The sequence below is a fragment of the Mycobacterium sp. MAC_080597_8934 genome, assembly GCF_000523975.1.
Lineage (GTDB): Bacteria > Actinomycetota > Actinomycetes > Mycobacteriales > Mycobacteriaceae > Mycobacterium > Mycobacterium avium.
Map to the genome: position 1 here is coordinate 272,966 of NZ_JAOS01000052.1, position 10,894 is coordinate 283,859.

At 70.9% G+C, this 10,894-nt stretch carries 10 protein-coding genes and 2 pseudogenes; 9 read left to right on the forward strand and 3 right to left on the reverse strand.

Annotation, left to right across the window (positions count from 1 at the left end; all coding sequences use genetic code 11):
* Positions 1-10: 10 nt before the first annotated feature.
* The 4 genes and pseudogenes from NF20_RS28995 to NF20_RS23550 all read left to right on the forward strand — a co-directional run.
* Positions 11-88, forward strand: a pseudogene (locus NF20_RS28995) (hypothetical protein); the annotation flags it as partial.
* Between the two features lie 8 nt (positions 89-96).
* Positions 97-846 carry a DUF2786 domain-containing protein gene (locus NF20_RS23540; protein ID WP_011726375.1) on the forward strand — a complete coding sequence of 250 codons (750 nt, stop codon included), beginning with the start codon at positions 97-99 and terminating at the stop codon, positions 844-846.
* Positions 843-1,355: a TIGR04338 family metallohydrolase gene (locus NF20_RS23545; protein WP_009979718.1), complete on the forward strand. Its 513-nt coding sequence runs from the start codon at positions 843-845 to the stop codon at positions 1,353-1,355. The genes NF20_RS23540 and NF20_RS23545 overlap by 4 nt, the downstream gene beginning before the upstream one ends.
* Positions 1,352-3,469: a beta-glucosidase gene (locus tag NF20_RS23550; RefSeq protein ID WP_011726374.1), complete on the forward strand. Its 2,118-nt coding sequence runs from the start codon at positions 1,352-1,354 to the stop codon at positions 3,467-3,469. Before NF20_RS23545 ends, NF20_RS23550 begins: the two co-directional genes overlap by 4 nt.
* A 30-nt stretch (positions 3,470-3,499) precedes the next feature.
* Here the strand turns inward: NF20_RS23550 and mymT are convergent, their stop codons facing one another.
* Positions 3,500-3,646, reverse strand: a complete 147-nt coding sequence (gene mymT / locus NF20_RS26930; protein ID WP_042791826.1) for a metallothionein MymT — start codon at positions 3,644-3,646, stop codon at positions 3,500-3,502.
* Positions 3,647-3,787: 141 nt separating this feature from the next.
* On the opposite strand from mymT, the gene NF20_RS23555 reads away from it, so the two are divergent.
* On the forward strand, positions 3,788-4,441 hold the full coding sequence (locus NF20_RS23555) for an O-methyltransferase (protein WP_019733626.1): 654 nt from the start codon (positions 3,788-3,790) through the stop codon (positions 4,439-4,441).
* Positions 4,442-4,444: 3 nt separating this feature from the next.
* Here the strand turns inward: NF20_RS23555 and NF20_RS23560 are convergent, their stop codons facing one another.
* Entirely contained in the window at positions 4,445-5,428 is a 984-nt protein-coding gene (locus NF20_RS23560) for a nitronate monooxygenase (protein ID WP_033710409.1), read from the reverse strand.
* A 272-nt stretch (positions 5,429-5,700) separates the two neighbouring features.
* Between NF20_RS23560 and NF20_RS23565 the strand changes: the two genes are divergently transcribed.
* On the forward strand, positions 5,701-6,135 hold the full coding sequence (locus NF20_RS23565) for an SPW repeat protein (RefSeq protein WP_003874106.1): 435 nt from the start codon (positions 5,701-5,703) through the stop codon (positions 6,133-6,135).
* A gap of 76 nt (positions 6,136-6,211) precedes the next feature.
* On the opposite strand, the gene ilvD is transcribed toward NF20_RS23565, so the two are convergent.
* On the reverse strand, positions 6,212-7,939 hold the full coding sequence (gene ilvD / locus NF20_RS23570; RefSeq protein WP_011726371.1) for a dihydroxy-acid dehydratase: 1,728 nt from the start codon (positions 7,937-7,939) through the stop codon (positions 6,212-6,214).
* A gap of 122 nt (positions 7,940-8,061) precedes the next feature.
* Here ilvD and NF20_RS23575 point away from each other — a divergent pair, with 122 nt between their 5' ends.
* The 3 genes and pseudogenes from NF20_RS23575 (at position 8,062) to NF20_RS23585 (ending at position 10,844) form a co-directional block, all read left to right on the forward strand.
* Positions 8,062-8,352 (forward strand): metal-sensitive transcriptional regulator, encoded by a 291-nt coding sequence (locus NF20_RS23575; RefSeq protein WP_003874104.1) that lies wholly within the window; start codon positions 8,062-8,064, stop codon positions 8,350-8,352.
* 122 nt (positions 8,353-8,474) lie between these two features.
* The gene (locus NF20_RS23580) at positions 8,475-9,710 is read left to right on the forward strand and encodes an MFS transporter (RefSeq protein ID WP_003879103.1); all 1,236 of its coding nucleotides are present in this window, start codon (positions 8,475-8,477) and stop codon (positions 9,708-9,710) included.
* A 118-nt stretch (positions 9,711-9,828) separates the two neighbouring features.
* Positions 9,829-10,844: pseudogene (locus NF20_RS23585) on the forward strand (L,D-transpeptidase).
* Positions 10,845-10,894: the final 50 nt, after the last annotated feature.

The following is a 10,894-nucleotide window of genomic DNA, read 5'->3' on the forward strand; positions in this document are numbered from 1 at the left end:
GCCGGCGACGATGCAGAGCGCAGCGATGAGGAGGAGCGGCGCGGGTGATTTCCGCCGGCGACGATGCAGAGCGCAGCGATGAGGAGGAGCGGCGCAGTGAGTGACGACAAGATGCTGGCGCGCATCGCCGCGCTGCTGCGGCAGGCCGAAGGCACCGACAACAGCCACGAGGCCGACGCGTTCATGTCGGCCGCGCAGCGGCTCGCGACGGCCGCATCCATCGACCTAGCGGTGGCCCGCTCGCATTCGGCCCAACGTTCGGCGGCCCAGGCCCCGACCCAGCGCACCATCACCATCGGCGCGGCGGGCAGCAAGGGGTTGCGCACCTACGTGCAGCTGTTCGTGCTGATCGCGGCGGCCAACGACGTGCGCTGCGATGTGGCCTCCAATTCGACGTTCGTCTACGCCTACGGGTTCGCCGAGGACATCGACGCCAGCCATGCCCTGTATGCCAGCCTGGTCGTGCAGATGGTCCGCGCCTCCGACGCCTACCTCGCCTCGGGAGCGCACCGCCCGACCCCGACCATCACCGCCCGGCTCAACTTCCAGCTGGCCTTCGGGGCGCGCGTCGGCCAGCGGCTGGCCGAGGCCCGCGATCAGGCGCGCCAGGAAGCCACCAAGGACCGTCGTCGCACGCCGGGCACCGCTATTGCCTTGCGGGACAAGGAAATCGAGCTGGTGGACTTCTACCGCAGCGCGTCGAAGGCGCGCGGAACCTGGCAGGCCAGTCGCGCGTCGGCCGGATATTCCTCGGCGGCGCGGCGGGCGGGCGATCGGGCCGGAAGGCGGGCGCGGCTGGGCAGCAGCCCCGAGCTGCCCGGGGCGCGGAGCGCGCTGAGCGGGTGAGCCCCGGGGACTCCCCGCCGCGGGATTCTCAGCGCTCCAGGGTCTATGCGGCCGAGGAGTTCGTCCGGACGCTGTTCGACCGCGCCGCCGAGCACGGGTCACCCGCGGTGGAGTTCTTCGGCACCCGGCTGACGCTGCCGCCGGAGGGCCGATTCGGCTCGGTGCCCTCCGTGCAACGCTATGTGGACCAGGTGCTGGCCCTGCCCGCGGTGCGGCAACGGTGGCCCGATGTGCCGCCGCTGCGGGTGCGGCCGCGGCGGGCCGCCACCGCCGCGCACTACGAAAACCGCTACGGCGCAGGCGTTATCGCGGTGCCCGACCGCGACACCGCCGAGTGGGCCCTGCGCGAGCTGGTGGTGCTGCACGAAGTGGCGCATCATTTGTGCCGGGCCGGGCCGCCGCACGGCCCGGAGTTCGTCGCGACGATCTGCGAGTTGACGGAGCTGGTGATGGGACCCGAAGTCGGGCATGTGCTGCGCGTCGTCTACGCCAAAGAGGGTGTGCGATGAAAGATCCGGACGAGCGGGCGCGCACGGTCGAGGCCCAGATGACCGACGACGAGCGGTTCTCGCTGCTGGTCGCGGTGATGGGCGCCGGCGACATGTGGCCGGTGCGCGACGAGCGCATCCCGGCGGACGTGCCGATGAGCGCGGGTTACGTGCCGGGGGTGCCGCGCCTCGGCGTGCCGCCGCTGCTGATGAGCGACGCCGGACTGGGTGTCACCAACCCCGGCTACCGTCCGGGTGACACCGCCACCGCGCTTCCGGCCGGCCTGGCGCTGGCCGCCACCTTCGATCCGGCGCTGGCCCGCGCCGCGGGCGAACTGATCGGCCGGGAAGCCCGCAGCCGCGGATTCAACGTCCAGCTGGCCGGGGCGATGAACCTGGCCCGCGACCCGCGCAACGGCCGCAACTTCGAATACCTTTCCGAGGACCCGCTTTTGACCGCCGCCATGGTCGCGGAGTCGGTCGCGGGCATCCAGCAACAGGGCGTCATCTCGACCGTCAAGCACTACTCGCTGAATTGCAACGAAACGAATCGCCACTTTCTGGACGCGGTCATCGACCCCGACGCGCACCGCGAATCCGACCTGCTGGCCTTCGAGTTGGCCATCGAACGGGCCCAGCCCGGGGCGGTGATGACCGCATACAACAAGGTCAACGGCGTCTACGCCGCGGCGAACAGTGTGTTGCTCAACGACGTCCTCAAGGACGCCTGGGCGTATCGCGGCTGGGTGATGTCGGACTGGGGCGCCACTCCGGGCTGGGAATGCGCCCTGGGCGGTCTGGATCAGGAATGCGGCGCCCAGATCGACGCGCTGCTGTGGCAGGCCGAATCCTTCGGTGCGCCGCTGCGCGACGCCTACGCCGACGGCCGGTTGCCCAAGGATCGGCTCTCGGACATGGTCCGGCGCATCCTGCGCTCCATCTTCGCCGTCGGCGTCGACCGGTCGGACCGGGCGCCGGCACCAGATCTAAACGCCCACAACGACATTGCCTTGCGCATCGCGCGGCAGGGCATCGTGCTGCTGACCAACCGCGGGTTGTTGCCGTTGCGCCCCGACTCGCCGGCGCGCATCGCCGTCATCGGCGGGTACGCGCAACTGGGCGTGCCGGCCGGTTTCGGTTCCAGCACCGTCGTTCCGGCGGGCGGGTATGCCGCCGTGGTGCCGATCGGCGGCACAGCGCTGGAGGCCGGGCTGCGCAACTTGTACCTGCTGCCGTCCAGTCCACTGCAGGAACTGCGAAAGCTTCTGCCCGAGAACACGATTGACTTCGATCCCGGAATCAGCCCGGCCGAGGCGGTGGCGGCGGCACAACGCGCCGACATCGCGATCGTGTTCGCGGTACGCGCCGAAGGGGAGGGCTTCGACCTCGCCGATCTGTCGCTGCCGTCGGGCCAGGACGAGCTGATCGGCGCGGTGGCGGCCGCCAACCCCAACACGGTGGTGGTGCTGCAGACCGGCAACCCGGTCACCATGCCGTGGCTGGGAGCGGTGAATGCCGTTGTGCAGGCGTGGTATCCGGGTCAGGCCGGCGCCACGGCCATCGCCGAGGTGCTCACCGGCCGGGTGAATCCCGGCGGCCGGCTGCCGATCACCTTCCCGGTCGACCTGCACCAGACGCCGCGCCCGCAGCTGCCCGGCGCCGGGCTACCGTGGGGAACGCCGAGCACCATCGACTACGTCGAGGGCGCCGACGTCGGCTACCGGTGGTTCGCGGCCAAGGGCCACGTCCCGATGTTCGCCTTCGGACATGGATTGTCCTACACCAGATTTGAACACCGCGACCTGGTCGTGCGGGGTGGCGACACCATTACCGCCGGCTTCACCGTGGTCAACACCGGCGATCGCGCCGGGGCGGATGTACCGCAGCTGTACCTGACGGCGATGCCCGGAAAGCCGTGCCTACGGCTGCTGGGATTCGAGCGGGTCGAGCTGGGCCCGGGCGAGAGCCGGCACGTGACCATCGACGCCGATCCGCGACTGCTGGCCCACTACGACGGCAGCATCCGAAGCTGGCGGATCGCCGCGGGCAGTCATACGGTGGCGCTGGGGATTTCGGCCACCACCCTGCGCTCGACGGCCACGGTCGAGCTGACCGCTCGTACGTTCGGGCGGTGAGGCGCCCGAACGTACGAGCGGGTCAACGGACTACTTGACCGGGGTCAGCGCGTCGCCACAGGTGCAGCGGTACTCCTCACCGGCACCCGAGCAGTGGCAGGGAACCTCGATGCGGACGCGACAGCCGCAGCCCTCGTGGCCGCAGGTCAGCAGGGTTCCGGACTCGTAAGTTGCCATGTGACTCACCCATTTCTTCCTGTTGTGACTCGTGCGGCGCGGGTCGACCGCACCCCCACTATATACCCCCCATGGGTATGCAGTAAACGGGCGGATCGACCGGCCCGGCGAACCGTCTCGGGTGCGGCTAGCGTTGGACGCATGACCGAGAAACCAACGCCCAAAGACGTCGACGCCTTCTTGGACAGCACGGTGGTCGGCGGCGACCCGTCGGTGATCGACGCGCTCGAGGCCAGCAGCGCCGCCGGACTACCGCCGATCGCGGTGTCGGTGCAGCAGGGGAAGTTCCTCAGCCTGCTGGCCACCGCCATGGGTGCGCGACGCATCCTCGAGCTCGGCACGCTGGGCGGGTTCAGCACCATCTGGCTGGCCCGCGGCGCCGGCCCGCAGGGCCGGGTGGTGACGTTGGAATACGAGCCCAAGCACGCCGAGGTCGCCCGCGCCAACCTGCAGCGGGCCGGCCTGGCCGATCGGGTGGAGGTGATCGTCGGCGCCGCGCTGGACACCCTGCCGTCGGTGACCGGTCCGTTCGATCTGGTGTTCATCGACGCCGACAAGGAGAACTATCCCGCGTACCTGGACTGGGCGGTGCGGCTGGCCCGCCCGGGCGCGGTCATCGTGGCGGACAACGTGATTCGTCAGGGCCAGATCCTCGAGCCGGAGGCCGACGCCCCAGCGCGGGCGGTGCGCCAAACGCTGCAGGCGATGGGCGAGCACCCGCGGCTGGACACCGCGGTGATCCAGACGGTCGGCGCCAAGCACTGGGACGGCTTCGCGTTTGCGGTGGTGCGCTAGGCCTCAGCGCGGGGTGAGGTCGGCGACGGCCTGGCGCGCGGAGGTGAGTTCGCCGATGCGCGAGGCGGTTTCGCCGGCGTACAGCGCGGCGCTGTCCAGCAGCGAATCCGGCACGCCGGCCACCGGTGCCAGCGGGGTGAACAGCGGACGGCGCGGCGATTGCAGGCGTAGCAATGCGCCCGCGTCGAAATAGCCCAGCGCCGACAGCGGGCGGCTCGCCGCGTTGAGTGCGGCGGGCAGCGCCCTGGCCTTGCCGTGGGCGCCGCACCACCGGCGGGTGGCGGCGTTGGGCACCACCCGATGGCGCAGCGGCCAGCTCAGCCCGAACAGGTTGGTTTCGATTGTGTTGTCCGCCTGCAGGACTCGCTGCTGATACCCGCGGCTCGCATCGGACTCGTGCGTCAGCAGGAATCGGGTGCCGGCGATGACGCCGTCGGCGCCGGCGTCCAGGGCGGCGCGGCTGTCGGCGGCGGTGGCGATGCCCCCGGCCAGGAACACCGGGCGGCCGGCGGCCGCGGCGAGCGCGTGCGGCAGGAAGTCCAGGGCCGCCGTGGTCCCCACCAGATGGCCGCCGGCCTCGCGGCCCTGGGCGATCAAACCGTCGGCGCCCCAGGCGATTGCGGCGCGGGCCTGCGCAACGGTGCCGACCATCACGAACACGAAGGCGCCGGCCTGCCGTAGGTGCGCGACGAGCCCGCGGTTTTCGCCGAACGCCAGCACGACGACGTCCACCCGGGCCTCGACGCAGACCGCGACGTGGCGGCGACGGGTAAAGGGCAGCAACAGGTTTACCGCGACCGCGCGCCCGGGCGCCTGCTCACGCACCCGCTGGATCGACGCTTCGAGCCGGCCGGGGGTGGTGATGCCCAGCGTGCCCAGGCCACCCGCCGCGGCGACCGCGGCCGCCAGCGGCGCACCGGCCAGCCCGCCGCCCATCCCGGCCTGCCCGACCGGAACATCGAGCCGCAACCGGTCGGCGATGTCCATGCCCCGCCACGTTACGCCGCAGGCGCCGAACCGGTTTCGCGAGCGTGGGGGATATGCACGAATTCGCGCCCAATCCCGTGCATATCCCCCACGCTCGGCGCCGCTGAGCCCCCACGCTCGGCGCCGCTGAGCCCCCACGCTCGGCGCCGCTGAGGCCCCACGCTCGGCGCCGGCTTTCGTTGCTGGCGGCCGTCGAGCGGGCGTAATCTTGATCACAGATGGATGGGTGCGGTCCGCTCAAAAGGCTTGCCGCATAACAGAAAGGTCACAAAATGAGTACAGTCCATTCATCAATCGATCACCACCCCGATTTGTTGGCTCTGCGGGCCCGCTACGAACGCGTCGCCGAGTCGATGAGTGCGCACTTCACCTTCGGTCTTGCGCTGCTGGCCGGCCTGTACGTGGCGGCCTCACCGTGGATCGTCGGGTTCAGCGCGACGGCATCGCTGGCCACGTCCGACCTGATCGCCGGGATCGCGGCGGCGTTCCTGGCCTACGGGTTCGCGACGACGCTGGACCGTGCGCACGGCATGACCTGGACGCTGCCGGTGCTGGGCGCGTGGGTCATCGTGTCGACCTGGATCCTGCCGGGCGTCGTGCTGACCGCCGGCATGACCTGGTCGAATGTGGTGGCGGGTGCGTTGTTGACGTTCCTGGGTCTCAACGCCACCTACTTCGGCATGCGCACCCGCGCATCGGCCGGCTGATCCACTTTCGGTCGCGAGCGTGCGTGGTCGCCCACGGCACGCTCGCGCCGAAGGCCGAAAGCGCAAGGCGGCCAGGCTAGCCGCAGACGGCGCCGATCGCCGCGGAACCGACCAGTTTGACGTACTTGGCCAGCACCCCGGTCTTGTAGCGGGGCGGTGGCGGGGTGAAAGCTGTTCGCCGAGAGTCGAATTCGGCCGGATCGACGAGTACGTCCAGAACCCGGTTGGCGACGTCCAGGCGGATGCGGTCGCCGTCGCGCAGAAAGGCGATCGGCCCGGCGTCCACCGCCTCGGGCGCGATGTGGCCGACACACAGTCCCGTCGTCCCGCCGGAGAAGCGGCCGTCGGTGAGTAACAGCACGTCCTTACCCAGCCCGGCGCCCTTGATCGCGCCGGTGATGGCGAGCATCTCGCGCATCCCGGGCCCGCCCTTGGGGCCCTCGTACCGGATCACCACCGCGTCGCCCTTGGTGATGGTGCCGTCCTCCAGCGCGTCCAGCGCGGCCCGCTCGCCGTCGAAAACCCTTGCGGTGCCTTCGAACACGTCGGAATCGAAGCCGGCGGACTTGACCACCGCGCCCTCGGGCGCCAGCGACCCGCGCAGGATGGTGATGCCGCCGGTCGGGTGCAGCGGATCGCTCAGCGCCCGCAGCACCTTGCCGTCCGGGTCGGGCGGGGCGATCGCGGCCAGGTTCTGCGCCACCGTCGCACCGGTCACCGTCAGGCAGTCGCCGTTCAGCAGCCCGGCGTCCAGCAGCGCCTTCATCATCACCGGCACGCCGCCGATGTGGTCGACGTCGGTCATCACGTGCCGGCCGAACGGCTTGACGTCGGCCAGGTGCGGCACCTTCGACCCGATCCGGCTGAAGTCGTCGAGCGACAGCGCCACGTCGGCCTCGTGGGCGATGGCCAGCAGGTGCAGCACCGCGTTGGTGGAGCCGCCGAACGCCATCACCACCGCGATCGCGTTCTCGAACGCCTCCTTGGTGAGGATGTCGCGGGCGGTGATGCCGCGGCGCAGCAGCTCGACGACGGCCTGGCCGCTGCGCCGGGCGAAGCCGTCGCGGCGGCGGTCGGTGGCCGGCGGGGCCGCGCTGCCCGGCAGCGACATCCCCAGCGCCTCGGCGGCGCTGGCCATGGTGTTGGCGGTGTACATGCCGCCGCAGGCGCCCTCGCCGGGACAGATGGCCCGCTCGATGGCGTCGACGTCCTCGCGCGGCATCAGCCCGCGCGCGCACGCGCCGACGGCCTCGAACGCGTCGATGATCGTCACCTCGCGCTCGCTGCCGTCGGACAGCTTGGCCACCCCGGGCAGGATCGAGCCGGCGTAGAGGAACACCGAGGCCAGGTCCAGACGGGCCGCGGCCATCAGCATGCCGGGGAGCGACTTGTCGCAGCCGGCCAGCAGCACCGAGCCGTCCAGGCGCTCGGCCTGCATCACCGTCTCGACGCTGTCGGCGATCACCTCGCGGCTCACCAGCGAGAAGTGCATGCCCTCGTGGCCCATCGAGATGCCGTCGGACACCGAGATGGTGCCGAACTCCAGCGGGTAGCCGCCCGCGGCGAAGACGCCTTCCTTGACCGCCTTGGCCAGCCGGTCCAGCGACAGGTTGCACGGCGTGATCTCGTTCCAGGACGACGCCACCCCGATCTGCGGCTTGGCGAAGTCCTCGTCGCCCATGCCTACCGCCCGCAGCATCCCCCGGGCGGCGGCCTTCTCCAGGCCGTCGGTGACGTCACGACTGCGCGGCTTGATGTCGGGCTGCTTGATGTCGGCGGCGCGCGCCGAATCGGTGGTGGGCATCGTTCAAGTATGCGCTGGCCAGTCGCGATACCAGCTCCCGGGGTTATACCGGGGCGGGGTATAAGCTGGGGCCGGGTGTGATGCCGCCGCGGGGCAGCCAGATCGGCAGGGGTGAAACGACGATGACCAACGAACACGGGTACTCGCAGCAGAAGGACAACTACGCCAAGCGGCTGCGGCGCATCGAGGGCCAGGTGCGCGGCATCGCCCGGATGATCGAGGAGGACAAGTACTGCATCGACGTCCTCACTCAGATCAGCGCCGTCAACAGCGCGCTGCGCTCGGTCGCCCTGAATTTGCTCGACGAGCACCTGGGCCACTGCGTCACCCGTGCGGTGGCCGGCGGCGGCGACGACGCGGACGAGAAGCTCGCCGAGGCGTCCGCCGCCATCGCGCGCCTGGTTCGCTCCTGATCGCCCGGGCGTGTTGCCCGGCCAAGATGGATGAACCGGCGACCGGTATGCGTACGGTAGGGGAGCGCGATCTGGTTTGCGGCATTGCTTAGCCGACTGCGCACACCCAAGCGATGACTGTGATGACTGCCGAAACCGCCAACGCAGCCGCGCGGACGTGGACCCCACGGATCGCGGCTCAGCTCGCCATTCTCGCCGCCGCGGCCTTCACCTATGTCACCGCCGAGATCCTGCCGGTCGGCGCGCTGCCCGCGATCGCCCGCAATCTGCAGGTCAGCCTGGTCCTGGTGGGCACCCTGCTGTCCTGGTATGCGCTGGTGGCGGCCCTGACCACGATCCCGCTGGTGCGCTGGACCGCGCACCTGCCGCGCCGCCGGGTGCTGGTGGCGAGCCTGACCTGCCTGACCGCCTCTCAGCTGATCTCGGCGCTGGCGCCCAACTTCGCGGTGCTGGCCGCCGGGCGGGTGCTGTGCGCGATCACCCACGGCCTGTTGTGGTCGGTGATCGCGCCGATCGCCACCCGGCTGGTGCCGCCCAGCCACGCCGGGCGCGCCACCATGTCGATCTACGTCGGCACCAGCCTGGCGCTGGTGGTGGGCAGCCCGCTGACCGCGGCGCTGAGCCTGATGTGGGGCTGGCGGCTGGCCGTCGTGTGCGTCACCGTCGCGGCCGCCGTCGTCACCGTCGCGGCCCGGCTGATGCTGCCGGAGATGGTGCTCACCGAGCATCAGCTGGCGCACGTCGGGCCACGCTCGCGGCACCACCGCAACGGCCGGCTGATCACCGTGAGCCTGCTGGCCATGGTGGCGGTGACCGGCCATTTCGTGTCCTACACCTTCATCGTCGAGATCATCCGCAACGTGGTCGGGGTGCGCGGGCCGACCCTGGCCTGGGTGCTGGCCGCCTACGGGCTGGCCGGGCTGCTGTCGGTGCCGCTGGTCGCGCGGCCGCTGGACCACCGGCCCAAGAGTGCGGTGATCCTGTGCATGACGGGTCTGACGGCAGCCTTCGCGGTGCTGACCGCGCTGGCGTTCGGCGGCCCGACCGGGGCGACTACCGCGCTGATCGGGACCGCCGCCATCGTGCTGTGGGGAGCGATGGCCACCGCGGTGTCGCCGATGATGCAGTCGGCCGCGATGCGCAACGGGGCCGACGACCCGGACGGCGCCTCGGGGCTGTACGTGACGGCCTTCCAGGTGGGCATCATGGCCGGGTCGCTGCTGGGCGGGCTGCTCTATGAGCGCAGCGTCATCCTGATGCTGAGCGCTTCCGGGGTGCTGATGGCGGTGGCGCTGGTCGGCATCGCCGCCAACCGGCGGATGCTGGACGTTGCCCCGACAAGCTCACGCGATTCATAACCGCCCTGCTCGACGCGGTAATCACGGCCCTTTCCGGGGCGGGCGCGGCCGTCGGCGACGGTAGCTGGCAAGCCTGCTATGCGACACTGTGGTCGAGAACATGAGTGGAGGTATGCCTATGTCGGGCTGGACGAGGGGAACGCTCTTCGCCGCTCTGAACGCCGCCGTGGTGTCGGTCGCCGGCTTGGCGCTGGTGCTCAGCGCCGGTCCCGCGCTGGCCGACCCGGACCCGGCTCCGCCGATCCGGGCGCGGTGGCAGCCCGCCGGCCCGCCGGCTCCGCCGGATCCGCTGGCGCCGCCGCCCCGCCGGACCCGCTGGCACCACCGCCGCCGGCCGCTCCGCCGGCGCCGTGGCTGCCCCCCGCCGCGCAACCGGCCGCCGCCCCGGCCGCCGGACAGGACCCCACCCCGTTCACCGGCACGCCGCCGTTCGGCCCGCCCACGTTCGTCCCCAAGACCGGCTCGACGGTGGGCGTGGCGCAGCCGATCATCATCAACTTCCCGGGCCGGGTCGACGACGCCGGCGCCGCGATCAGCGCCGTGCACGTCTCGTCGGTGCCGCCGGTGCCGGGCAAGTTCTACTGGATGACCCCGACCCAGCTGCGCTGGCGCCCGCTGAGCTTCTGGCCCGCCCACACCGCGGTCACCGTGGACGCCGGCGGGACGGTGACCAACTTCCAGACCGGGGACACGCTGGTGGCCACCGCCGACGACGCCACCCATCAGCTGACCGTCACCCGCAACGGGACCGTGGAGAAGACGTTCCCGATGTCGATGGGCATGACGGCCGGCAACCACCAGACCCCCAACGGCACGTACTACGTGCAGGACAAGAAGGCGTCGGTGGTGATGGACTCGTCGACCTACGGCGTCCCGGTGAACTCGACCTACGGCTACAAGGTGACCGTGGAGGACGCGGTCCGGTTCGACAACGTCGGCGACTACGTGCACAGCGCGCCGTGGTCGGTGGACGACCAGGGCAAGCGCGACGTCAGCCACGGCTGCATCAACATCAGCCCCGCCAACGCCAAGTGGTTCTTCGACAACTTCGGTCCGGGTGACCCGATCATCGTGAAGAACTCCAGCGGCGGCGACTACAAGAAGAACGACGGCTCCGCCGACTGGATGAACTAGCTCGGGACGGCCCGGCGGGCTACCTCCGGATTTGCCCCAGCAGGCGCTGG

Excerpts from the sequence above, each read along its gene's own strand:
- NF20_RS23550 (WP_011726374.1), top strand. The coding sequence starts at position 1,352 with ATGAAAGATCCGGACGAGCGGGCGCGCACGGTCGAGGCCCAGATGACC.
- mymT (WP_042791826.1), bottom strand. The coding sequence starts at position 3,646 with ATGGCAACTTACGAGTCCGGAACCCTGCTGACCTGCGGCCACGAGGGC.
- NF20_RS23555 (WP_019733626.1), top strand. The coding sequence starts at position 3,788 with ATGACCGAGAAACCAACGCCCAAAGACGTCGACGCCTTCTTGGACAGC.
- NF20_RS23560 (WP_033710409.1), bottom strand. The coding sequence starts at position 5,428 with ATGGACATCGCCGACCGGTTGCGGCTCGATGTTCCGGTCGGGCAGGCC.
- NF20_RS23565 (WP_003874106.1), top strand. The coding sequence starts at position 5,701 with ATGAGTACAGTCCATTCATCAATCGATCACCACCCCGATTTGTTGGCT.
- ilvD (WP_011726371.1), bottom strand. The coding sequence starts at position 7,939 with ATGCCCACCACCGATTCGGCGCGCGCCGCCGACATCAAGCAGCCCGAC.
- NF20_RS23575 (WP_003874104.1), top strand. The coding sequence starts at position 8,062 with ATGACCAACGAACACGGGTACTCGCAGCAGAAGGACAACTACGCCAAG.
- NF20_RS23580 (WP_003879103.1), top strand. The coding sequence starts at position 8,475 with ATGACTGCCGAAACCGCCAACGCAGCCGCGCGGACGTGGACCCCACGG.